Below are 23753 nucleotides of genomic sequence, written 5' to 3' on the forward strand. Positions count from 1 at the left end.
ATCAGAGCGGTTGGGGGGTGATGGGACCGGGTACGGAACCCGGCCGGGATGGCTTGAGGAACTGGCGGTGCTGCCGCAAGTACGGCACCAGGCCGCCAGCTTCGCGGATGGTCAGGACCACATCGGGCACAGGCTCGCACGCAATCACATGCGCGCCCTCAGCGCCGACGTGCAACGTGGCCTGTGCGCCAGCAAGCCGCAGCGAGAGCGGCGCACCTTCCGGAATGGCGTCGGTATCGTCGGTATCGGCGGTAATCAGCAGCAGGCCGTTATTCACGGCATTGCGCCAGTAGGTGCGGGCAAAGCTCTTCGCCACGACCACGCGAATGCCGGCAGCCAGCACCACGGTGACGGCCACCTCCATGGCCGAGCCACAGCCGAAGTTGTGCCCGGCGACGAGGATGTCGCCATCGCGGACGCTGCCAGCGAAGTCCGGGTCGAGGTCTTCCAGCAGGAAGTGCCGCAGCATGTGCGGATCGACACTGTGTTTCTTGCGGCTGGAGGCGATGATGTAGTCGGTGTTGATATCGTCCCCCAGACGGCGGGCGCGGCCTTCGATGACAAGGGAACGGGAATCGGCTGCGGGTAACGGCGAATTCATGACGTGACGACGGAGTCTCGGGGGTCCGCCAGATGGCCACTCGCTGCGGCGGTGGCGCATGCAAGCGGCGAGGCGAGGAAGATCTGCGCATGGCGATTGCCCATGCGCCCCTTGAAATTGCGGTTGGCGGTCGAGATCACGCGTTGGCCGTCACCGGGAATGCTGCCGCAGGTGCCGCAGCAACTGCCGCACCCGGGCGGCTGCAGTTCGGCGCCGAGGGCGACGAACTCGGCCAGCATGCCGTTGCGCTCCATCTCGGCCCGCACCGGTTCGGAAGCCGGCGTGACGATCAGCCGCACGCCGGGCGCCACGCCGCCGCGTGCGCGCAGCACCGCCAGCGCCTCGCGGTAGTCCTTCACGCGGCCACCGGTACAGGTACCCAGGTAGACGATGTCGATCCTGGTGTCGCCCGCGTCGGCCAGATCGACCACGTTGTCCACGCGATGCGGCAGCGCCACCTGCGGCGCGACCGCCGACAGGTCGAAGGTCAGCGTGTCGACATAGGTGGCGTCGGCATCGGCGGAGACCGGCGTGTAGCGGTCGGGGCTGACGGACGCGTTGGCCGAAAGCCAGTCCGCCGTGCATTCGTCGAACGGAAACAGCCCGGCCTTGGCGCCCATTTCCACAGACATATTGGCGAGCACGATGCGGTCGTCCATATCGAGCGCCGCCACGCCGGGGCCGGCGAATTCCAGCCCCAGATAGTTGGCCCCGCCCACGCCGAGGCGCCGGGCCATGGTCAGGGCGACATCCTTCGCCGAGGCGTAGGCCGGCAGCGCGCCCGTCAACCAGATGCGCAGCGTGCCGGGGACCTTCAGCCAGAGCTGTCCGCACTGGAAGATGCCGGCGAGATCGGACGAGCCGATACCGGAGCCAAACGCGTTGAGCGCGCCATAGCTGACCGCATGGGAATCGGCACCGACCACCAGCTGGCCCGGCAGCACGCGGCCGCGTTCCAGCATCAGTTGATGGCCGATGCCCTCCCCCACCTCGAACACGCACAGGCCGTGCGCCCGGGCGTAACTGCGCGCCCGGTCCTGCAGCCGCAGCGCCTGTTCGCCCGACGGGGCGCCGTAGTGGTCCAGCGCGAATACCAACCGCTCCGGGAAGGCTGGCGGCGGCAGGTTGCCCTCGGGCTGCATGTCGCGGAAGTAGTCGAGCGCCATCGGGATCGACCCATCCGTGCCCATGGCGCCATGCGGCGCGCAAATCGCCAGGTCGTCGGCGTAGACCGCTTCGCCTGCGGCCCGCGACAACAGCTTCTCGGCAAGGGTCTGGCCACGCGTAGCGGCCGGCTGGAGAGACATCATGACTATCAGGGCGTGGCTCAGTTGAGCTTGATCTGGGCGGTCTTGATGACCTTGCCCCACTTGTCGTGCTCGGCCTGGATCAGGCGCCCGAAGTCCTCGGGCGTGCCGCCGACCGGTTCCACGCCCAGGTTCAGAAGCTTCGCCTTGACGTCATCGGACTTCAGGATCGCATCGATCGCACGGTTGAGCTTGAGCACGATCGCGCGCGGCGTGGCGGCCGGCGCCACCACCCCACTCCACGAGAGCGATTCGTAGCCCTTGACGCCTGCCTCGTCGAGCGTGGGCACATTGGGCAGGCCTGGCAGACGCTTGCGGCTGGTCACGGCCAGCGCCTTGAGCTTGCCTTGCTGCACGAAGCCGATGGACGACGGCGCGTTGTCGAACAGCATCGTGACATTGCCGCCGAGCAGATCGGTCAGCGCTGCCGAACTGCCCTTGTAGGGCACGTGCAGCATGCTCACGCCGGTCATCGACTTGAAAAGTTCGCCGGACAGGTGCGTGGAGCTGCCGGGGCCGGACGACGCGAAGCTCAGCGCGCCGGGGCGCGTCTTGGCCAGTTGCACGAGGTCCGCCACGTTGGTGGCCGGCATGCCCGGCGACACCACCAGGATGTTGGCGTTCTGCGTGGCGTAGCTCACGGGCACGAAGTCCTTGGCCGCGTTGTAGTTGAGCTTGCCGTACAGGTGGTCGTTGATCGACAGGATGCCCGTGGCCCCCATCAGCAGCGTGTAGCCGTCAGCGGGAGACTTGGCCACCAGCTCGGCACCGATATTGCCGCTGGCGCCGGCGCGGTTGTCCACCACGAACGGCTGCTTGAACTGCTCCTGCAGCTTCTCCGCGAGGATGCGCGCCACCACGTCGGTGGAGCCGCCGGCCGCGAACGGCACGACAATGCGGACCGCCTTGTCGGGGTAGGAATCTTCCGGCCCGGCAAGGGCCAGCGTGGGCAAACAGGCAAGCAGGACTGCGGCGCGACCAAACAGGTTCTTCATGGGGGGATCCTGGGCAGAGGGGGTAGGGTTTTGCTTGGCCACGTATGCAGCCCCGTGGTTGCGAACACAGTCTAGAGAGGGCCATTACCGTGGACAATCGACTTTTTTGCGCCCACTATTACCAAATTCTGATAAATCGCCCGCCGCCCCCCCGCCTGATGCGTCACAACGTCACCCTCAAGCAGTTCCGCTGTTTCCTGGCCGTGGCCGAGACCGGCTCGTTCACCGCCGCGGCGTTGCGGCTGCACATCACCCAGTCCGCATTGACCGCGACGATCCAGCAACTGGAGGAGGTGCTGGGCCTCCGGCTGTTCGACCGCACCACCCGCCGGGTGACGCTGACCGGCCATGCGGAGCGCTTCCGGCCCGAGGCGGAGCGGCTCGTCAACGGTATCGACGGCGCCGTCTCGGACCTCGTGGCGCTGGCCCAGGGCGAGCGTGGCCATATCCGCATCGGCGCGGCGTCGTCCGTCATCAGCCAGTTCCTGGTGCCGGCGCTGCCGCGCTTTCGCGACGCGTATCCGGGCATCACCGTCTCCCTGCGCAACCCCGCCGCACAACAGACCGAGCGCCTGGTACTCGAGGGGGAAGTCGACTTCGCCATCGACAGCAAGTATCGCGGTGCGGAGGAACTCGACTACACGCCGCTGGTAGGCGACTGCTATGGCGCGGTCTGCCACCGTGATTCGCCACTGGCCACCCTTGATCGCCCGATCCACTGGACCGACCTGCCCACGGGCGGCTATATCGGCTTCAGCGCGGACACTGGCATCGGCCACTTCCTGCGCACACACGCGGCCCACTGGTCCATGCTGCAGGGCGAGCACGATGAGGTGGAAAGCACCACCTACCTCTTCGCCATGCTTGCGCGCGGCAACTACTACTCGGTGCTGCCGGCGCTGGCGTATCAGCGCAACGAGTTTCCGGAACTCGTGTTCCGCGAACTGCACGGCCCGCGCCTGTCGCGCGAGCTTTGTGTCATCACCCGGCCGCTGCGCTCGCTGGCGCCCAGCGCGCAACGGCTGCTGGCCCTGCTGACCGATACGCTGACCGAGATGCCCATGCCGCCGGGGGTGACGCTGCTGGCCAGACGGTAGTCGGCAAGCGATATATCGCCACGACTGATCAATCGATCTTTATTTTTCATTGGTCATCATCAATCGGTATTCCTATCATCGTCTGACGATTTCATGACGACGGGAGTGCCTTGTGACGACGTGGGCAATTGGCATCGATATTGGCGGCACCTTTACGGATGTCGTCGCACTGGACTACGGCGCGGGCAGGCTCGTCAGCCTGAAGGTCCTTACTACCCACGGTGACCCGGCGCAGGGCGTGGCCGATGGCGTCAGCCGGCTGATGCACACCCACAACATCGACCCACGGCGGGTCACCCGCGTGGTCCACGCCACCACGCTGTTCACCAATGCGTTGATTGAACGCCGTGGCAGCACCACCGGCTTGCTGACGACCTTGGGTTTCCGGGACGTGCTGGAGATTGGCCACGAGCGCAAGTACGACCTGTATGACCTGACGATCGAGCCAGCGCCGACCCTGGTGCCGCGCCGGCTGCGCGCCGAGATTCGGGGACGCATGGATGCACAAGGCCACGAGATCGAGGCGCCGGACGCCGGGGAGGTCCGCGCGGTAGTGGGACGGCTGGTCGAGCAAGGCGTCGATTCACTTGCCGTGTGCCTGCTGCACGCCTACGGCACGCCGGCGCACGAGCGGCTGGTGCGCGACTGGATCGAGCGTGATTTCCCCGGCCTGCACGTCACCTTGTCTTCCGATGTGGCGCCCGTCATCCGCGAGTTCGAGCGCAATTCCACCACCGTCGCCAATGCCTATATCAAGCCGCTGGCAACGCGCTACCTCGACGCGCTCGAAGGTCGCCTGCAGGCGCTGGGTCTGCACGCTGGCGTGCTGATGATGCTGTCCAACGGCGGCCTGGCGCATATCGGCGAGGCCAAGCGCAATCCGATCGAGCTGCTCGAGTCCGGCCCCGCGGCTGGCGCGATCTCGGCGGCCCACTACAGCCTGCGCGATGCACAGCCAGACCTGCTGGCCTTCGACATGGGCGGCACCACGGCCAAGCTGTGCCTGGTGGAGGATGGCAAGCCGGCCATCACCTTCGGCTTCGAAGCGGCTCGGCGCAAACGTTTTGCCGAAGGCAGCGGCCTGCCAATCCGCATTACCACCATCGACCTGATCGAGATCGGCGCCGGTGGCGGCAGCATTGCGCACCAGGACGCCCTGGGCCTGCTGAAAGTGGGGCCGCAGAGCGCCGGTTCCGAGCCGGGGCCGGCCTGCTACGGGCTGGGCGGCACCGATCCGACCGTGACGGATGCCAATCTCGTGCTCGGCTACCTCAATCCCGATTACTTCGCAGGCGGCACGATGGCCATCAGCGTGGACCGCGCCGCCGAAGCACTTGGCCGTGCAGGCGAGCGGCTGGCGCGTGACGTCACCGGCGTGGCCTGGGGCATCCATGACATCGTTGCCGAGAACATGGCCGGCGCCGCGCGCGTGCACGTGGCCGAGCGCGGGCGCGATCCGCGCGGCTTCGTGCTGCTGTGCACCGGCGGCGGGGGGCCATTGCATGCGTACTACGTTGCCCAGAAGATTGGTGTGCGGACCATCCTGTGTCCGCCCGCCGCTGGCGTGGCGTCTGCATACGGCCTGCTGGTGTCACCGGCACGCGCCGACCGCTCGCGCACGGTAAGCGTGCGGCCCGCCACGGATGCGCTCGACCGGCTGGAAGCCGCCTTTGCCGAACTGGAATCGCAATCGCGCGAGGCGCTGGCACCACTGGACGATAGCTTCGGCCCGATACAGCTGGTGCGTCACGCCGATGGCCGCTTCGCCGGGCAAGGCTTCAACCTGTCGGTGCGCCTGCCCGATGGCCCCTACATCGGCAAGCAGCCGGCGGACGTGGTGCGCGCCGCCCTGATCGCCGCGTTCGAGTCCGGCTATCGCGAGAAATTTGGCCGCACCCCGCCCGATGTACCCGTTGAACTGGTGACCTTGCGCGTGACGGGCGAGGCGCCGCCACGGCAGGCTTTCGTGGCCGAAACCCTGCCTGAAGGCGTGGACGCCGCCCCCGGCAGCCGGCGCAAGGTCTATTTCAGGGAGGCCGACGGCTACCTGGACACGCCGGTCTTCGACCGCGCCACACTGCCAGCGGGATTCCGCGCGCAGGGGCCGCTGCTGATCGAGGATGCCGGCTCCACGCTGGTCGTGGGACCGAAGGGCCGCGTCACGCAGGGCGCGAGCGGCAATCTCGTCATCGAACTGGAGGAGCACGCAGCATGACCCGCCACCCCATGCCCGGCGCGGCTTCCGCCGCCGACCCCATCTTCCTGGAAGTGTTCTGGACGCGCGTGCGCGCGGTGGTGAACGAAGCCGCCAAGCTCATCGTGCGCACCTCCTTCTCCACCCTCTCCACCGAGGCCAACGACTTCGCGGTGGTGGTCACCGATTCGGCGGGGTGCGCGCTGGCAGAGAACAGCGGCAGCATTCCCTCGTTCATCGGCACGCTGCCACGCACCGTGCGCGCCGCCATCGCGCAGATCGGCGCGGACAACATGCGGCCCGGCGACATCCTCATCACCAACAACCCGTGGATCGGCACGGGGCACCTCAACGACGTGTGCCTGGTCAAGCCGATGTTCCATGGCGAGCGCCTGGTGGGGTTCGCCGCGACGGCGGGCCACGTGCCCGACATCGGCGGCAAAATCCGTTCGGTGGATGCGCGCGAGCTGTTCGAGGAGGGCTTCCACATCCCGATGATGCCGCTCATGCGCGAGGGGCAAGTGGACGACACGCTGCTGCAGCTGATCCGCACCAATGTGCGCACGCCCGAGCAGACCGTGGGCGATATCTGGTCGCAGGTGGGCGCGGTGGAGCTGATTGCGGCGCGCCTCCATGACATCCTGGCCGAGTACGCCCTGCCCGGCATCGACGATCTGGCACAGGCCCTGTTCGACCGCAGCGAGGCTGCCATGCGCCACGCGATTGAGCAGCTGCCAGCGGGGGAATATCGCTACACCATGCAGACCGATGGCTTTGGCGAGCGCTTCACCTATGCCGTCACGGCGCGCATCGGCAATGGCGAGATCGAGTGCGATTTCGCGGGTACGTCGCCGCAACAGCCGCGCGGCATCAACTGCGTGCTGGCCTATACCAGCGCGATGACCGCCTATGCGATCAAGTGCCTGCTGCTGCCCGACCTGCCGAACAACGACGGGCTGTTCCGCCCGATCCGCGCCGTGGCGCCGGAAGGCTCGCTGCTCAATCCGCGCTCGCCCGCACCGGTGGGAGGCCGCGCATGTACGGGCCACTACGTGCCCACCGTCATCTTTGGCGCGATGCAACAGGTGCTGCCCGAACGCGTGATGGCCGGCGCCGGCTCGCCACTGTGGATTGCCAACCTCAGCGGCACCCGCGAGGATGGCCGCCCGTTTGCCACGGTGCTCTTCTATAACGGCGGCCTGGGCGCCACGGCCGGCAAGGATGGCGCGTCCGTCATGTCCTGGCCCAGCAATATCTCCCCCACGCCAGTGGAAGTGGCCGAGCGCGACGCGCCGCTGTTTTTCCGCTACAAGGCCCTGCGCCCGGGCACGGGCGGTGCCGGGAGGCAGCGCGGGGGGCTTGGCGAAGAGGTGTGCTTCGTCAGCCGTCACCCAATGCCCCTGTCGATTGTCTTCCTGACGGAACGGCTGATTGTGCCGGCGCCAGGTTTCGCCGGTGGCGAGGCCGGCGCCTGCGGCGAAGTGCTGATCAACGGGCAGGCCGTGGATGCACGCCAGCCGCAGACGCTGCAGCCCGGCGACGAAGTGATCCTGCGCACCCCGGGCGGTGGTGGCTTCGGCCCGGCCACCGAACGGGACATCCAGCGCATCGCGTACGATCGGGAACAGGGCTACGCCACCTGAATCGGCACGCATCATGCATGCGGAGGAGACAAGAGCCGGCACCCGAAGGTGCCTTTGCCACACAACATCCGGGCGGACCCACGCCGCACCGGTGGAGAGGTAGTCATGCATTGCATCTTCAAGACGCTGTCCCTGCCCGTCGCGCTGTTGTTGCTGACGCCCTTGGCCCACGCGGCCGATGCCACGCCCGCGGAGATCGCCGCGTATCCCAGCAAGCCGGTTCGCATCATCGTGCCGTATCCGGCGGGCGGCTCCACCGACGTGCTCGCGCGCGTGCTCGGCCAGAAGATCGGCGAGGAAATGGGCCAGCCGGTGGTGGTGGAGAACCGCCCCGGCGCCAGCGGCAATATCGGCGCGAGCTATGTCGCCAAGTCGCCGGCGGACGGCTACACGCTGTTCCTCGGCACCTCCACCGCGCTGGCCGCCAATCCCGGCCTGTACAAGACGCTGCCCTACGATCCGCAGAAGGACTTCGCGCCGATCATCCTGGCCACCACGCTCGCCAGCCTGGTCGTCGTCAACCCATCGGTGCCGGTGAAGACCATGCAGGAGCTGGGCGCCTACCTGAAGGCGCATCCGGGCACGAGCTATGCGTCGTCCGGCAACGGCACGCCGGCGCACCTCGGTGGCGAGCTATACAAGAAGATGGCGGGCGTGCAGATGAACCATGTGCCCTACAAGGGCGGGGCGCCGGCGCTGACGGACCTCATTGGCGGGCAGACCTCGCTGATGTTCGCGATCCTGCCCGAGGCGATGCCATTCGTGAAGGAAGGCAAGCTGCGCGCCCTGGCGGTGACCACGGCCAGGCCCACATCCAACGCGCCGCAACTGCCGACGGTGGCCGAAGCTGGCGTGCCGGGCTATGAGCTGATCGGCTGGTATGCGTTCCTGGCGCCGCGCGCCACGCCACAGCCCATCGTCGCCCGGCTGAACAAGGCGTTCGACGAGGCGCTGCAGGACAAGGCCGTGCGCGAGCGGCTGACCAGCCTCGGCTTCGATGTCGCCGGCGGCCCGCCGGAGCGCCTGGCCAGTACGATTCGCAGCGAGACGAAGAAGTGGAAGCAGGTTATTGACGAGGCGCACATCAGCCTCGACTGACGGTTGCAGCGCCGGATGGGCTGGGGCGGCGCGGGCGCGGGGCCGGCCGCTTCAGCCCGCTTTCCGGCGCGTGGTGTGATGCGTGGTGTGATGCGTGGTGTGACGCGTAGGGCTGCGCGGTGCGGGTTCCTCGCCAATGATCGACACGCCATCGGGCAACGCCTGCGCACGGATGGTGTCCATGATGACGTCAAGCATGCGTTGCGAACTGGGCGACAGCGAGCGTAGCCGCCGCGTGATCAGGCAGATCTCGCGGGACAGCACCGGCGCGGCCAGCTCGCGGTACGCCAGATCGGTAAAGCCGGCCGCCTTGGCCGCCAGCGCGGGGATGATCGAAAAGCGCCCACCTTCGTTGAGCACTGCGAACAGCGAGGTCGTGCTCGAAATCTCGTCGCGTTCCCCGCCGAAGACCGGCCAGTGTCCCGCGTTCTCGTGCAGGAAGGTGCCGATGCCCGTGTCGGCCGTGAAGGCGACGAAACCTTCCGGACCAAGATCCGCCCACCGCAAGGGCCCGGAACGCCGGGCAAGCGGATGGTCCGCACGGCAGACCACGCCGTAACGGTCTTCCAGCAGCGGCACGTAGGAGAGTTCGTCGATGCCCTTGTGGCGGCTGGTGATGGCAAAGTCGAGCTCACCATCCATCACCATCTGTTCGACCTGCTCCGCGCCGGCATCACGCAGCGTGAACGTGACGCCCGGATACTGCTGGCGGAACTTGCCTACGGCCGTGACCAGGAACTGATAGATCACCGACGCCGCTGCCGCGATGCGGATATGCCCCTTCTGGCTTTCCGCGAACGATTGCAGGTCGGAAATGGCGCTGTCGAAATCCCGAAGGATCCGGTCGGCCTCGGCCTTGAAGCGGACCGCCTCCTGCGTCATGATCACGCGCCGCGTACTGCGATCGAACAGCTTGAGCCCGATCGATTCCTCGAACTGCTGGATGGTCGCCGTCAGCGCTGACTGCGTGACAAACAGGCGCGCCGCCGCCGTGGTGAATGATCCGGCATTGGCCACCTCGACAAACGAGCGCAGGTGACGCAGGGAGATAGTGCGATTCATGAGGCGTGCGACGTGCCGGCGTTGGGAGGGATGCCTGCCAGCATATATTCGATGCGGTGAATGATCAACGATGACTGATCGCGGCTGGCGAAAAGCCACGCGCCGCGCATCCAACGCTGGCCGGCATCGCCGCCTAAGGACGCGGTTTGATGAGAGTCCTGCAAAACGGCTGCGGACCTCGCCGCCGCCGGGACGGTCTGGCGCAAACCGCGCGCGACTAACCGCGGTCGAAGGCGGTCACCTTGGGCAGCACCACGGCCAGGTAGTCCACCATCGTGCGCACCGCCGGCAGCAGGCCGATACGGTATGGGATCAGGGCGGTGATGCGCGCGTCGGCGGCGATCCATTGCGGCAAGATCTGCCGCAACGCCCCGGCCTTCAGTTCCGTCTGGCAGATGTATCCGGGCAACGCCGCGATGCCGATGTTTGCGCAGGCGGCTTCCTTCAGTGAAATCAGGCTGTTGCTCTGGAACCTCGGATCGATCGGCACCGTAACGGTGCGCTTGTCGGGGCCCTGCAAATGCCATTGCAACGGTCCCTTGCTGACCATGCCGATGAGCGAATGGGTCATCAGGTCTTCCGGCTCGGCCGGCACAGACATCCGTTCAAGGTATTCCGGACCCGCGAACAGGTACCACGGCGCCTTCGCCAGCGGGTGCTGGATCAGGTTGGAGTCCTGCAGTTGCCCCGTATGTCCGCGAATCGCGAGGTCGAAGCCCTCCCCCACGATATCCACCAGCCTGTCCGTAGCGGTCTCGACGATCTTGACCTTGGGATTCTCGGATAGGAAGGTGGGCAGCACGTGCCGCAGCGCAAACTGCGCGATCTCGGCGGCGGTGGTCACGCGGATCACGCCGCTCGGTTCCGCCAGCCGCTGGCGCATCGCCTCCTCGGCCACCTCCGCGCTGCGCAGCAGGTTCATCGCGTACTGGTAGAACTCCTGGCCCACCTCGGTCATGGCGAACTGCCGCGAGGTGCGGTTAATGAGGCGCACGCCCAGCGACGCCTCCAGTTCCTTGACCCGATGGCTCAGCGTCGACTTCGGCAGGCGCAGCACCTCGCCGGCCGAGGTGAAGCCACCACGGTCAACGACCTGCACGAAGAAATAGACATCCTTCAGATCCAGCATTGCATGGGGGCGCGCAGTCCGCTGTCGCGATGGCAACGGCTGTCATGGCAGTATGGTATCGAGCTCCGATCATACTGCACGGCGCGCCCAGTGGCATCCGGGCAAACCTTGGTACGCCGATCGTTCGGTTTTGCCGAACCTTGCGTACACGATCTGACCGCTTCCCAATCGATATTGAACGCTTAAGCTGTTGCATATGAGCGGCTTCGCGCTGTCTCGTGACCATCAATACTCAAGTGGAGAGGACAATGTCGATGATCAAGGGATTTCATCATCTGACCGCCGGCGTGAGACACGCGCAGGAGGATGTGGATTTTTACGTCAAGCTGTTGGGGCAAAGCCTCGTCAAGAAGACTGTTCTTCTGGACGGCGAGGACCCGATCTATCACCTCTACTACGGCAATGCCAACGGCGACCCGGGTACCCTGGTGACATCGTTCCCGTTCCGGCAGAAAGGGGTCACGGCGCGCCCCGGCTCGGGCCAGGTCCGGGTCATCAACTACTCGGTGCCGACTGGCTCGCTCGATTTCTGGCGCGCCCGCTTCGACGCGATGGGCATTGCCTACGACAACGCCATCACCGCGCGCTTTGACGAGCGGCGCCAGCGTTTCCATCACCCCTGCGGCATCGAGTTCGACCTGGTCGAGACCGATCTCGATAAGCGTCCGGCCTGCGTAGCCAGCGATATCCCCGAGGCGTTCGCGATTCGCGGCGTGCACAGCATCACGCTGTCGCTGCGCGAGGTGGCCGAATCGATCCGTTTCATGAGCGAGGCGATCGGCTTCCGCCAGGTTGGCCAGTCCGGGCCGTACTACCGCTTCGAGACGCACACCGGAGGCCCCGGCATGGTCGTCGAGTTTCTGCATGAACCGGACCGCCACCAGGGTTCCTCGGTCTATGGCGAAGGCACGATCCACCACGTGGCGTTCGCCGTCGACACCATGGACCAGCAGATGGCCCTCAAGGAAAAGTTCATGGCGCTGGGCTACATCGACACCTCGGAGTCGGTGAACCGCAACTACTTCCGCTCCATGTATTTCAAGATGCCGGGCGGTGTGATGTTCGAGGCGGCCACCACCGATATCGGCTTCGCGATCGATGAGGAACCCGGCCACTTCGGCGAGGAATTCCAGCTGCCGCCCTGGCTGGCCGACCGCAAGGACGAGTTGCTTGGCCGACTCGAACCCATTTCCGTTTGACCGACTTCACCCTGTCTGGACCTGACATGCAGAAACCCAAAGTACTGATCGCCTTCTATTCCCGCAACAGCTCCACCGAACTGCTGGCCAAGGCCGTGGCGGCCGGCGCCATCGAGGCCGGCGCGGAAGTCCGCCTGCGCCGCGCGCGCGAGGTGGTCGGCCCCGACGTGATGCGCCAGGCGCCGGGCTGGCTCGAGAACGCCACCGCAATGAACGACCGCTACGAAGCGCCGACCGAGGCCGACGCCGAGTGGGCCGACGCCATCGTGTTCGGCACCCCGACGCGTTTCGGCTCGATCTCGACGGAACTCAAGGCCTATATCGACAGCCTGGGCGGCCTGTGGTTCCAGGGCAAGCTGAACGGCAAGGTCGGCTCTGTGTTCGGATCGACGTCGTCGCGTCACGGTGGCAATGAATCGACGCTGCTCTCGATCTACACGCCGATGGCACACCTGGGCCTGATCATCGTGCCGCTGGGCTACGCCGACGCCGTGATGTTCAAGGCCGGCACGCCGTACGGCGCGACCCATGTCTCGCACCTCGACGCCAACAAGCCCGACGAAGACCACCTGGCCGTGGCCCGCTTCCAGGGCCGTCGCGTGACCAGCGTGGCGCGCTCGCTGCGTTGTGCGCAGGAACCCGTGGCCGCTTGATGTCAAAAAAGGGCGGGGACTTGCGGTCCCCGCCCTTCTCTGCCCTCCGCCCTTCTCAATACCCCGCCGCCTGTTTGCTTCCCGCTTCCAACGCTGCAACCCTAAACCGCCACGGCCTCACCGCAGCTCGCCACCGCTTCCATGTACAACGACGGCGGCATCGCGCCGAGCGTAGCCTGGATGGCTTCCTTGCACAGCGACGGCCGCCTGGCGAGCAGATCCACATAGCGCGAGACGTTCGGCAGATCCCCCCACAGCAACCCCAGCCCGAGGTATGCCATCCGCACCAGGTTGACGCCCCACAGCACATCGCCCAGCGTGAACGGGCCGCCCTTGAGATAGGTTTCCGACGACAAGGACAGCGCCCGTTCGAGGTCTTCCAGCAGGCTTGCCACGTGAAGGCGCGCAGCCCGCTGGAACGCCGCATCGTGGCGAACTGACTTGCCACCGCGCTCCTTGGCGATCTTGGCGCGATAAGCGGCTACCAGCGCGGCATCGTCCGCGTTGGCGGCAATCATCGCTTCGAGCGCCATGATCTTGTAGTCGTAGACCCGTTCCATGCCGGCCTTGAGTGCATCGGGCCGCGCATCGGCATCGGGATGGAAGCCATAGAGCAGCGTGCCGTTCGGGATCCTGTCGACAATATCGACCTGCTGCATCACCGCCGCGCGCGCCACTGCGTCTTCCGGCACCAGTTTCACCGGATCATGGGACACCGCGTCCAGGTAGCCGCAGATCCGCTTCGAATCGGCGATCACCCGCCCGGCCTCGTAGTCCACCAACAGCGGCACCACGCACGGATCGAAGCCTTCGGTCTCGACCGAGGTACGCCCGCTGTAACCGCTGACAAATGCCCTGTTCACCTCCTGCCCGGCGATCAGGCGCAGGCGGACATAGGGCGGATGGTAGTGCTCGGCCGGGATGACGCCCTCCGGCCCCATCGAGCCCAGGATCATCATGTCGTTCGAGCGGTACGACAGGCGCTTCTCGGCCAGCACCGTGCGCACTTTCTGCGAGCACAACGAGCTCGCCGCATGAAAGAGCTCGAAGCGCGGCGCCGCATCACCCCCGACGATCGTGATCCGCGCGGGATCGGCAATGGCGGCACGGGCACCGGCCGCCAGACTCGTCAATGTCGTATGGTTCATTGCTGTGCGCCCCCTTGCTTGTGCATGTGCGGGCATGCCGCCGGCGGGTCGCCGATAAAGCCACGCGCCGACCAGAGTTCCGGAAACGGGATCTCCGCCATGGTCGGCACCAGCCAGGCAACGCCCTCGGAGCCGAAGTAGGCCGGGCGGGCGCCGAACGTGCGGCGCGTGGCCATCAGATGCAGGTGCTTCCAGGCGGAGAAGCCCTCCGCGACATCGGCCAGCGTCTCGCCGAGATGCTGGAGTTCGAGATGCTGGTGCGGGTCGGCATACACATCGCGCCATGCCTTCTCGACGTCCTTGCTGGGCGTATAGGGTTGGCTGAAGTCGCGCTGGAACACGGCTGCCGGCACCGGGAAGCCGTGGCGGTCCAGGTAGCCGAGCACATCGTCGTAGACGCTCGGCTGGTGCAACGTCGTGTTGAGCTGGTCCCAGCGCGCGGGTTGCGGTTCGAAATGCTGCAGGTGCTCCCCCTGCTTGATACCGAGCAGGTAGACCATCTGCCGGTAGGTCCAGCCCTGCAGCGCGGTGTCCTTGCCGAACGTCGCCACCGCGCGCGACAGGATAGCCAGCAGGTCGGTAGGGGTCATCCACGCCAGCGAGCGCCACGTGGCGTTGAGCGGCTCGTGATGGGCAACCACGCGTTGCAATGTCTTGATGGCCTGCGCCAGATCATTGGCCCGCAACTGCGCCTGGGCGATCCGCAGCTCCTTGATGATCAGCATCCAGTAAAGCTCGGACACCTGCACCGACGTGATCCATGCATGCTCGCCGGGATGATCGCTGACCGGGTGTTGCAGCGAGTGCAGCACGTCGGTGCGCATCCAGGCGCTGTAGGGCGTCTGCCCGGGGGAAGCGCTGGCCGGGGCGGCGCGCTCTGGCTTGACGGAGTCGTCCATCATTGTCTCCTGGTTGTGAGGGGTTAGATCTCGTGGGCCGTACCAGCCCGCAGCAGCAGTTCCATCTGCTGCGCGATCTGCAGCAGCGCGCCGTCGTCGCCCGGCTTGGCCACGACCTGCAATGCCGCAGGAAGACTGCAATCGCCGCTCGGCAATGGAATCGAGATGGCGGGAAACCCGGCGATGTTGAACGGCGCGGTGTACGTCATCAGCGCTTCGCGAACCGTGCCGGACCAGGCGCCGATCTCCACGGTGGCGGCACCAAGATAGGGGGCAACGCACGGGCAGGTCGGCAGCACGAGGTAGTCGACCGTCGACATCGCCTCGCGCAGCCTGGCCGTGAATTGCCGCCGGGTCTGCTGGGCCGCCGCGTAGCCGCTCAGGTCCATCGTCTCCGCGCGCCGCAATCGGTCGACGGTCTCGGGGTTGTAGTGCGTGGCGATGCGGTCCCGGTCGTTGCGCCGGAAGTGCTCGATGCCGCCCTCGATCAGTACGATGTTCGCGAAGGCATCGAATGCGCCGTCGAACACGCCGGACGTGTCGACATTCACGCAGGCGAAGACCCGCCCCAGTCGTTCGATCGCACGCTCGAATGCCGCGGCGACAGCCGGGCTCGCCGGTACCGGCGCGATCTCCGGGATCACGCCAACGCGTGCGGACAGCCACGCATCGCTTTCGGGCACCTCGATGTGAAGGGCATCGGCCAGCAACAACACATCGTCGACCTGCGCGCCAAGCAGGCCAACGTGGTCGCACGAGGGCGCCAGCGGAAACACGCCACGCGTGGAGAACGTATCGAACGTCGGCTTGTAGCCGACCACGCCGCACAGCGCGGCGGGAATACGCACGGAGCCGCCGGTATCGGTGCCCACCCCGGCCATGACCGCACCATAGGCGATCGCCGCCGCGGCGCCGCCGCTGGAACCGCCCGGGATACGTGTGCGGTCGAGCGGGTTCAGCGTATCGCCAAACCTTGCGCTGGCGGTGGTCACGCCCCACGCGAACTCATGGGTCGTGGTCTTGCCGACGACGATCGCGCCCCGCTCCGTCAGCGCTTTCACGATGTCGGCGTCGGCGGCAGGCAGGTGCCCGAGGTAGGCCGCCGAACCGTAGCGGGTCTCCATGCCCTTGGTGTCGATCAGGTCCTTGATCGCGATGGGCAGCCCTTCCAGCGGCCGCTGCCGATTCTCGGCGTAGCGACGGTCACTCTCCGCCGCCGCCTTGAGCGCGCGGTCCCAGTCGATGGTCGAGAATGCATTGACGGCTCGCTTGCTGGCTTCCGCCTCGTGGAGCGCCTGCTCCGCCAGCGCCGTCGCGGATACCTGCCGCGTCGCCAGGGCGTCGAGCGACCTGCGCAGCCCGGCTGGTTGCGTGGCCGCGCGGGCCGACTGCAGCAGATCACGGTGATGAAGGTCGGGATGGATGTCAGGATGGGTCATCACCACATGCTCTCCAGCAGTGCATCGAGCTTCTGTCCGGCGTGGTCGCCCAGGTCACCGACCTCGGCGGGATAGTTCTGCTTCAGCAACGCCGCCACCTCGGACAGCTTCGCGCGGTCGAAATCGAAGGCGGCGAGCCGGCTCGGCAAGGCCAGGGCGTCCACGACATGCGCAATGCGGTTGGCCAGTGAAGTGGCAGCCGTTGCGTGCCCCGTACCGGAAGCGAAGATGCCGAACTTGTCGCCATAGGCATCGGCGCAGGCGCGAATGACGGGCGCCAGCGTGATGCACGAGGTCATGCTGTGTGGCAGCCCGAACGTGCCGCCCAGGATGTGCCCGATGCGATGGCTCAGTCCGTAGATGACCGACGCGGGATAGAAGTAGCACTGCCAGGCACCAAGCTGGAGCTGCAGCAGGTCGTCGGCCGAGACCAGGCCGCGCGCGATGGCTTCCCGTGTCTCAAGCTGCGGCGGCCACTTCTCCAGCACGGCGAGGAAGCGCTCGACGCCCCGCGCGGCCAGGATCGCGTGCGGATGATCCACGCCCACCCTGCGCATCCCTTCCACCGCGTGGTCGATACCCTTGATGGCCGAGCTCAGCAGTAGCGCGCGGGGGGTATCGATGACCAGGCGCGGATCGATGGCCACGATCTTGGGCGCCGTTTCACGCACGGCGTAGCTACGCTTGAATTTCTGCGGACCATCCGTCTCCGTCACACCGAAGTAGTGGGAGAACTCGGAGCCGGACAAGGTGGTCGGGAAGGCCGCGATGGGCAGGTAGCGCCCGGTCTGCTTGAAGTGCTCGTAGGAGACCGCCTTCGCTGCGTCGAGCACCGAGCCCCCGCCCAGCGCGACGATGGACCCCGCGTCACGCGTGAGGCACGCTTGCAGGCCGTCGCGCACGGCGAAGTCCGGCACATGCGGTGGCAGGTCGATAAAAGACCCCACGCCATCCCGGATGCCCGGCTTCAGGATGTCACGATGCAATGATTCGAGGAACCCGACCGTGAAGGTGATCGGGCGGCGGATGCCGCGGTCTCCCAGCGACGCGGCAACTTCCTCCAGGATGTCGTGTCCCCAGACAATCTCTTCTTGCGGCAGGCATTTCAACTGGTTCATCCACTCGCTCCAACGTATGTCGCATGCAATCGATGCAAGGATCTCGAGTGAGAAGATAGGCGATCCGGATTCAGCCGTGCGCGCGGCTTTCAGGAACATTGCGTCCATGAATATGGACGCCGGAATGCATGCATTGGCGCGCGCTTGCCAGCGGTGCATCGCGGCGATGTAGCGGTGCAAGCGGCATATTTTTCGTCCCACTTGCACAGGTAAACCCTCAGAGATCGGCACCGTCTTCACGCATGGCGCGCCGGTGCGGTGCATCGTTCATCGTTCTCGGACGAAGCATGCAAAGATCGCCATCTTTTCAGCGTCCACCACACGGCTATGATTTTTTCACCGCGACCCCCACATGGAGAAAAGAGCGATGGAAATGGAATTGGAGGCTGAGATGGAGACGGCGATGAACACAGAGACGGGCACGGAGATGAGCACGGCGGCGACCCGGTTCACGGAGACACTGATTCGAGGACGCCGCAGCAAGCGTGCGTTCCTCGACCGGCCGGTGCCGCTCCGGACGGTGCGGGATATCCTCTCGGTGGCGAAGTACGCGCCGAGTTCAAGCAACACGCAACCGTGGAAATGCTATGTCCTGACCGGCAGCGCACGCGAGCGCATCACCACCGCCGCGGTCGACGCCTATCGCGCCGGCCCGGACACACTGGCCCACGAGTATCCGTTCTTTCCCAAGGATCTGCCGGCGCCGTATTCGTCGCGTTTCAACATGTTCCGCGGCATGCTCGGCGACGCGCAGGGCGTGGCCCGGAGCGATATCGCCGGACGCCGGCGCGACGTGGAACGCCAGTTCCGCTTCTTCGACGCGCCGGTCGGGCTGATCTTTACGATGGACCGATGCCTGGAATGGGCCAGCTTCCTCTGCTACGGCTGCTTCCTCCAGAACGTCATGCTGGCCGCGCGCGCGGAAGGGCTGGATACCTGCCCGCAGCAGATCTGGTCGCTGCAATCCGACGTGCTCCGCAAGGGCCTCGGTATTCCCGACTGCGAGATGGTGGTGGCCGGCATGTCGCTGGGTTATGCGGACAACAGCGTGCCCGAAAACAACATGGCTCTTCAGCGGCTTGAACTCGACGCCTTTGTCTCGTTCATCGACAACTGAAGCTGGCAAGTCACGCAAAGCTGCCGCCCGCCACCATCGTCACCAGCACCAGGGCGAGCAGCGCGATATACGTGACGGCGTGGACGCGGTCGGGGATGCGGCCGATCCACCGCGCCGCCAGCCGGATACCCGCCCAGGAACCGGCCGCCAGCACGACGAACGCCAGCAGATCGACATACCCGGCGTGGCCGGGCCCGAAGCTCGCGCCGTGCCGCCAGGCCAGCGCGACGTAGGTGGCGGTGGCCGCCACCGCCATCGGCAATGACAGCGGGTTGGCCACCGCCGTCGCCTGCGTCATGGTGGCGCCGCGCCGGCGCATCAGCGGCACGGTCATCACGCTGCCGCCAACCCCCAGGAAGGCGGCAATCGCCCCGATACCGACGCCGATGGCGGCCGTGGCGGCTGCCGTCAGCGGCCGCGCGGTGCCCGGGCCGACACGCATGAATCCGGGGCGCAGCGTGCTGTCCAGGATCGTCGCGGCCAGATAGGCGACGAACGCCCACCGCACCCAATCGCTGCTGAGCCAGCTCGCGGCGGCGGCACCAGCAACGGCGCCAACGGCGATATAGGCGCCCATCGCCCGGATGCGCGGCCAGTCCAGATTGCCGGCGCGATGATGGCGCCACGTGGCCATGGACGCGCCAAAGATCATCACGCACGACGACGTGGCCACGGCGATCTGCATCGCCGCCTGCGCCACAGCGCTGCCGGCCGCGTGCGTCATCGTGAGCATCGTATAAAGCAGCGGCACCACGACAAAGCCACCGCCAAAGCCAAACAGCACCGTCGTCACGCCGGCAAGGCCGCCGCAGATCATGAGTACCGCGTACATCGACATCGTCAACCCTCGTTTCCCATCGAATGGATCATGACGATACGGCGGTCGTCGCTGGCAAACTTGCGAGGTTTGGACAATAATCTTCGAGATTCTGCCAACGCTTCCGCGGCGCCCACATGCTCAATGTTCCGCTCGACAGCGTCGATGCCAGCCCGTGTGCCGCGCTGGCCATCGGCACCGATTACAGCTTCGGCACGCTACTCGATACGCACAGCCACCGCCGCGCCCAGTTCCTGTATGGCATGACGGGATTGATGGAGGTGGGCACCGAAGAAGGTGCGTGGGTGGTGCCGCCCTATACGGGCGTGTGGATTCCTGCGGGGAAGCCGCATCGGGTCCGCATGAATGGTGTCAGTACGCGCAGCGTCTACGTGCTGCCGGAGTCCGCGCCGCGCAGCAGTCCAGGCTGCGAGGTGCTGGTGGTCAGCCCCTTACTGCATGCGTTGCTGCTGGCTTCGTCAGACGTGCCCGCGCACTACGCGGCAGACAGTCGCGAAGGGGCCCTGATGCAGCTGATCCTGTTCGAATTGAATCGCGCGCCGACCTTGCCGCTGTTTGCGCCCATGCCGCGCGACCCGGCGCTAGCCAAGCTCTGCGCGGCACTGCTGGCGCACCCCGATATCCGCGCATCTGCCGACGACTGGGCGCGGCAACTGCATTGCAGCCCGCGCACGTTTGCGCGCCTGTTCCAACAGCAAACCGGGATGCCGTTCGGCGCGTGGCGCCAGCAGGCGTGCCTGTTGGCTGCGCTGTCCCGCCTGTCGGCCGGCACGCCCGTTACAGAGGTGGCGCTCGATCTCGGCTACGACAGCCCTAGCGCGTTCTCGACGATGTTCCGCAAGGCCCTGGGCGTGCCGCCCTCCTCGTTCCTGACATGGCATCCGTGATGGCCCGCTAGAACGTCGCCGGTGAATTCACCCAGAGCACCTTGGCCACGACGTCGCCGACGTTGCGGTAGCCGTGCGGCACCTGGCTCGAGAATGTGAACGCATCCCCCGGGCCGATCAGGTAGACATCGTCCCCGAGCATCAACTCAAGCTTGCCTTCCAGCACGTAGCCGACTTCCTCGCCCTGATGCTCGATCTGGCCGTCACTGGCTTCGCCCGGCCAGACGATGTGGATGTTGGCCTGCAGCAGGCCGCCGCGCTTGGGCAACACCACCCGTTCGAGCGCCACGCCCCCCACGCGGATGACGGGCCGCTCGCCATGACGGAGGATCGGGGACTGATGCGCATCATCCTCGCTGGTGAGCGCGCCGATATTGGTGTCGAGCGCCACGGCCAGCCGGTGAAGCGTGGTGAATGACGGCGTGGCCAGGCCGCGCTCGACCTTTGAAATCAGGCTTTCGGAGCAACCGGCCTTGTTCGCCAGTTGCAACAGGGTATAGCCGGCCACCAGTCGCGCGTGGCGCAGCTTGACACCAAGCGTCAGGGTGGCCGACTTGCTGTCGACCGGTTCTTGCGGGATCGGGCTCGCGGTCTTTGCCATGCGGGCTTTTTGATTGGGATTCAAAGGGGCGGCCACGCTGCGCCGGAGTCTGTCACGGCCGGCGGCAGGCCAGTTCGGCGACAGTGTACGCCAGCGCCTGCGCGCCCAGGAACAGGTCCGTGGCGTCGGTCTCCTCCGCGGCGTTGTGGCTGATGCCGTCCTTGCTCGGCACGAAGATCATCGCGGTCGGGCAATGATCGGCCAGGTACATGGCATCGTGAAAGGCGCCGGACGTGAGCCGCATGGGTGGCGCACGGCCCGCAAGCTGGCTGGCCCGCGCGCAGGCGCGCTGGATGGATGCCAGCATCGCTTCGGGAAAATACGTCGGGCCTCGATGGAAGAAGCGCGTGATCGCCACGTCAGAGGCCGGGGCATGACGCGTGCAGGCCAGCCGCAGCGCTGCCTCGGCGCGATCGAGGGCGGCGTCGTCCAGGCAGCGCATGTCCACGGTGAAGGTCACCTTGCCCGGGATGGTGTTGACCGAATTCGGTACCACCGCCCATTGGCCAAGCGTCAGGCGCAGCTCCGGCGCGCCCGTTGACCCCGTTGACCCCGGTTCGCGCGGTGCCAACGCATAGAGGTCCTGCGCGATGGCGACGGCCACGGCCATCGCATCGCGCCGCACGGCCATCGGCGTGGTGCCGGCGTGCGCCATGGTGCCCGCGCACTCCACGCGGAACCAGCGCACCGCCTGGATGCCGGTGACGACCCCGAGCGGCACGGCGGCCGCCTCCAGCACGGGGCCCTGCTCGATATGGAGTTCCACGCAGGCGGACATCGGTCGCGCCATCGGCACGCGCTCCACGTCAGGACTGGCGGCCAGCGCCGCGTCCAGTGCATCGCCAAATCGAACGCCAGCCTGATCGGCGGCATCGCGATAGCCGGCCAGCCGCGCCGGATCGACAAAGGCGCTGGAGCCCATCGCGCCGGGCCCGAAGCGGCTGCCCTCCTCGTTGGTCCAGGACACCACCTCGATGGGCCGCACCGTTTCAATGCCAGCCGCGTTGAGCGCTGCAATCACTTCGAGGCCCGCCAGTACGCCATACGCACCATCGTACTTGCCGCCCACGGGCTGGGTATCGGCATGACTCCCGGTCAGCACGGGAGGCAGTTCCTCGGTGCCGGCCCGCCGGAAGAACAGGTTTCCGCAATCGTCGATGCTGACCTGGCAGCCCAGTGCGCGCGCCTGATCCACAAGATGGCGGCGCGCCGACAGGTCGATCGCCGTCAGCGTTTCGCGCGACACGCCGCCGTCGTCACGACCGCCAAACTGCGCCAGGGCAGCGAGCGATGCCGCCAGGCGACTGGCGTCGACATGATCCTGTGCCCGTTCCGCGACGGCCTGTACGGCGCTGTCCACGATGCCCTCGGTATCCTTGGGCTGATGCAAGCGATTCAACATGTTCTCCTGATGTCAGGCTGCCAGAGCCAGCGCCTGATGCAAACGATGCGCCACGGCCAGCACGTGCGCATCGGTGTGGCGCGGCGCGGTCACGGTGACGCCCACGGGCATGCCGCTGGCGCCCGTTCCAGTCGGCACATGGACGCACGGCGTACCGAGCAGCGTCCACATGCGGCAGAAAATCGGATCGCCGGTGGCGGCCAGCCCCTCGGGTGCTTCGCCTTCGGCGCTGGGCGCCAGGACCACATCGAATCCATCCAGCAACACCGCCAACGACGTCCGTGCGGCTTCTGCGTGCGCAAGCGCCGCGCGGAAGCGCTCACCCGACACCGCGCGCCCGGCTTCGAGCTGCCGGGCAAACGCCGCGCTGAATTCCGCTGCCCGGTCACGCGCTTCCGGTGCAAACGCGGCGACGGCCTCGAAGGCCATGATGTCCATCTGGGCTTCGGTGAGGCCATGGCAGGCCACGGGCAACCCGACATCCTCTACCGTTGCGCCGAGGCCCTGCAAAACCCGTGCAGCCGTCTCCAGCGCGGTACGCGCATCCGCACTGGCGCGGTCCCAGTGTGGCGTGCGGACAATGCCGACGCGCAACGGCGTGGGTGCCTGGGCACAGGCTTCCGCAATCGAGACATCGCGTGCCAGCGTGCCGATAAACAACGCCGCATCATCCACGCGCCGGGCCAGCACACCGACCGTATCCAGGCTGGGCGACAACGGCTTGATGCCGGCCAGCGGCAACGTGGCGTGCGTGGGCTTATAGCCAATCACACCGCAGTAGGCGGCAGGACGAATGATCGAGCCGGCAGTCTGGGTACCAAATGCCAGCGGCACCATGCCGGCGGCCACGGCGGCGGCAGAGCCACTCGACGAGCCACCGGGCGTGCGGGGAGCCTCCACAGGTGCCCGCGGATTTCGCGTGGGGCCCGGCTGGAATGTCGCAAACTCCGTGGTAACGGTCTTGCCCACCACCACCGCGCCGGCACTGCGCGCCAGCGCCACGGCGGCGGCATCCAGCGCAGGCCGATGTGTCGCGTAAATCGGCGATCCATATGTCGTCGGCAGATCCGCCGTATCCATCAGATCCTTGACGCCGAGCGGGATGCCGTGCAGCGCGGCCGAGGCGGTGCCGGCATCCAGGCAGCGCGCCTGCGCGATGGCGGCTTCAGCCCCAACGTGCTGCCACGCATGGATGGCGTCGTCCTGCACCCGGATGCGCTCGAGCGCGGCGCGCACCACGGTTTCCGCACGCAGTTCGCGGCGGGACATGCGCGCTACCAGCTCACGCACGGGAAGATCGAGATATTGGTCCACGGCATCAGTCTC

General features: G+C 66.6%; 21 protein-coding genes. 8 read left to right on the forward strand and 13 right to left on the reverse strand.

The window, feature by feature from the left end; genetic code table 11:
* Position 1: 1 nt before the first annotated feature.
* The 3 genes from KHO18_RS07975 to KHO18_RS07985 are packed head-to-tail and all read right to left on the reverse strand — an operon-like array spanning position 2 to position 2903.
* Positions 2 to 601, reverse strand: coding sequence for a LeuD/DmdB family oxidoreductase small subunit (locus KHO18_RS07975; RefSeq protein ID WP_211942964.1), 600 nt, complete (start codon positions 599 to 601; stop codon positions 2 to 4).
* Entirely contained in the window at positions 598 to 1911 is a 1314-nt protein-coding gene (locus KHO18_RS07980; RefSeq protein ID WP_244844617.1) for a 3-isopropylmalate dehydratase large subunit, read from the reverse strand. Before KHO18_RS07980 ends, KHO18_RS07975 begins: the two co-directional genes overlap by 4 nt.
* Before the next feature lie 17 nt (positions 1912 to 1928).
* Positions 1929 to 2903 (reverse strand): Bug family tripartite tricarboxylate transporter substrate binding protein, encoded by a 975-nt coding sequence (locus tag KHO18_RS07985; protein WP_144198569.1) that lies wholly within the window; start codon positions 2901 to 2903, stop codon positions 1929 to 1931.
* A gap of 158 nt (positions 2904 to 3061) precedes the next feature.
* On the opposite strand from KHO18_RS07985, the gene KHO18_RS07990 reads away from it, so the two are divergent.
* From KHO18_RS07990 to KHO18_RS08005, 4 genes are all read left to right on the forward strand, one after another.
* Positions 3062 to 4000, forward strand: coding sequence for a LysR family transcriptional regulator (locus KHO18_RS07990; RefSeq protein WP_144198572.1), 939 nt, complete (start codon positions 3062 to 3064; stop codon positions 3998 to 4000).
* Between the two features lie 112 nt (positions 4001 to 4112).
* Positions 4113 to 6215, forward strand: coding sequence for a hydantoinase/oxoprolinase family protein (locus tag KHO18_RS07995; RefSeq protein WP_144198575.1), 2103 nt, complete (start codon positions 4113 to 4115; stop codon positions 6213 to 6215).
* Positions 6212 to 7837, forward strand: coding sequence for a hydantoinase B/oxoprolinase family protein (locus KHO18_RS08000; RefSeq protein WP_211942965.1), 1626 nt, complete (start codon positions 6212 to 6214; stop codon positions 7835 to 7837). Before KHO18_RS07995 ends, KHO18_RS08000 begins: the two co-directional genes overlap by 4 nt.
* Positions 7838 to 7942: 105 nt before the next feature.
* On the forward strand, positions 7943 to 8935 hold the full coding sequence (locus tag KHO18_RS08005; protein WP_244844618.1) for a Bug family tripartite tricarboxylate transporter substrate binding protein: 993 nt from the start codon (positions 7943 to 7945) through the stop codon (positions 8933 to 8935).
* A 51-nt stretch (positions 8936 to 8986) separates the two neighbouring features.
* Here the strand turns inward: KHO18_RS08005 and KHO18_RS08010 are convergent, their stop codons facing one another.
* Complete coding sequence (locus KHO18_RS08010) at positions 8987 to 9997, reverse strand: LysR family transcriptional regulator (RefSeq protein WP_211942966.1); 1011 nt, start codon at positions 9995 to 9997, stop codon at positions 8987 to 8989.
* Between the two features lie 217 nt (positions 9998 to 10214).
* Positions 10215 to 11126, reverse strand: coding sequence for a LysR substrate-binding domain-containing protein (locus tag KHO18_RS08015; RefSeq protein ID WP_144198584.1), 912 nt, complete (start codon positions 11124 to 11126; stop codon positions 10215 to 10217).
* A 248-nt stretch (positions 11127 to 11374) separates the two neighbouring features.
* On the opposite strand from KHO18_RS08015, the gene KHO18_RS08020 reads away from it, so the two are divergent.
* Entirely contained in the window at positions 11375 to 12325 is a 951-nt protein-coding gene (locus KHO18_RS08020) for a ring-cleaving dioxygenase (RefSeq protein ID WP_144198587.1), read from the forward strand.
* Positions 12326 to 12351: 26 nt separating this feature from the next.
* Entirely contained in the window at positions 12352 to 12978 is a 627-nt protein-coding gene (gene wrbA, locus KHO18_RS08025) for an NAD(P)H:quinone oxidoreductase (protein WP_144198590.1), read from the forward strand.
* 101 nt (positions 12979 to 13079) lie between these two features.
* On the opposite strand, the gene KHO18_RS08030 is transcribed toward wrbA, so the two are convergent.
* Genes KHO18_RS08030 through KHO18_RS08045 form a run of 4 tightly spaced genes read right to left on the reverse strand, consistent with a single transcriptional unit; the run spans position 13080 to position 17582 of the window.
* Positions 13080 to 14126 carry a glutathione S-transferase family protein gene (locus KHO18_RS08030; protein WP_211942967.1) on the reverse strand — a complete coding sequence of 349 codons (1047 nt, stop codon included), beginning with the start codon at positions 14124 to 14126 and terminating at the stop codon, positions 13080 to 13082.
* Positions 14123 to 15025 carry a tryptophan 2,3-dioxygenase gene (locus KHO18_RS08035; protein ID WP_211943004.1) on the reverse strand — a complete coding sequence of 301 codons (903 nt, stop codon included), beginning with the start codon at positions 15023 to 15025 and terminating at the stop codon, positions 14123 to 14125. The genes KHO18_RS08030 and KHO18_RS08035 overlap by 4 nt, the downstream gene beginning before the upstream one ends.
* Before the next feature lie 23 nt (positions 15026 to 15048).
* The gene (locus KHO18_RS08040; protein ID WP_144198596.1) at positions 15049 to 16464 is read right to left on the reverse strand and encodes an amidase; all 1416 of its coding nucleotides are present in this window, start codon (positions 16462 to 16464) and stop codon (positions 15049 to 15051) included.
* The gene (locus tag KHO18_RS08045) at positions 16464 to 17582 is read right to left on the reverse strand and encodes an iron-containing alcohol dehydrogenase (protein WP_144198599.1); all 1119 of its coding nucleotides are present in this window, start codon (positions 17580 to 17582) and stop codon (positions 16464 to 16466) included. The genes KHO18_RS08040 and KHO18_RS08045 overlap by 1 nt, the downstream gene beginning before the upstream one ends.
* 427 nt (positions 17583 to 18009) lie before the next feature.
* Between KHO18_RS08045 and KHO18_RS08050 the strand changes: the two genes are divergently transcribed.
* Positions 18010 to 18699, forward strand: a complete 690-nt coding sequence (locus tag KHO18_RS08050; protein ID WP_144198842.1) for a nitroreductase — start codon at positions 18010 to 18012, stop codon at positions 18697 to 18699.
* Positions 18700 to 18709: 10 nt separating this feature from the next.
* Here the strand turns inward: KHO18_RS08050 and KHO18_RS08055 are convergent, their stop codons facing one another.
* A complete protein-coding gene (locus tag KHO18_RS08055; protein WP_211943005.1) occupies positions 18710 to 19531 on the reverse strand; it encodes a sulfite exporter TauE/SafE family protein in 822 nt (273 codons plus the stop codon).
* 122 nt (positions 19532 to 19653) lie between these two features.
* On the opposite strand from KHO18_RS08055, the gene KHO18_RS08060 reads away from it, so the two are divergent.
* Positions 19654 to 20424, forward strand: a complete 771-nt coding sequence (locus KHO18_RS08060; RefSeq protein WP_144198602.1) for an AraC family transcriptional regulator — start codon at positions 19654 to 19656, stop codon at positions 20422 to 20424.
* Between the two features lie 7 nt (positions 20425 to 20431).
* Here KHO18_RS08060 and KHO18_RS08065 read toward each other — a convergent pair whose 3' ends face one another.
* The 3 genes from KHO18_RS08065 to KHO18_RS08075 are packed head-to-tail and all read right to left on the reverse strand — an operon-like array spanning position 20432 to position 23741.
* Positions 20432 to 21025 (reverse strand): helix-turn-helix domain-containing protein, encoded by a 594-nt coding sequence (locus KHO18_RS08065; protein WP_144198605.1) that lies wholly within the window; start codon positions 21023 to 21025, stop codon positions 20432 to 20434.
* A gap of 52 nt (positions 21026 to 21077) precedes the next feature.
* Positions 21078 to 22427 (reverse strand): M20 family metallo-hydrolase, encoded by a 1350-nt coding sequence (locus KHO18_RS08070; RefSeq protein WP_211942968.1) that lies wholly within the window; start codon positions 22425 to 22427, stop codon positions 21078 to 21080.
* Between the two features lie 12 nt (positions 22428 to 22439).
* Positions 22440 to 23741 (reverse strand): amidase, encoded by a 1302-nt coding sequence (locus KHO18_RS08075; RefSeq protein ID WP_144198610.1) that lies wholly within the window; start codon positions 23739 to 23741, stop codon positions 22440 to 22442.
* Positions 23742 to 23753: the final 12 nt, after the last annotated feature.

The organism is Cupriavidus campinensis (genome assembly GCF_905397395.1).
GTDB lineage: Bacteria > Pseudomonadota > Gammaproteobacteria > Burkholderiales > Burkholderiaceae > Cupriavidus > Cupriavidus campinensis.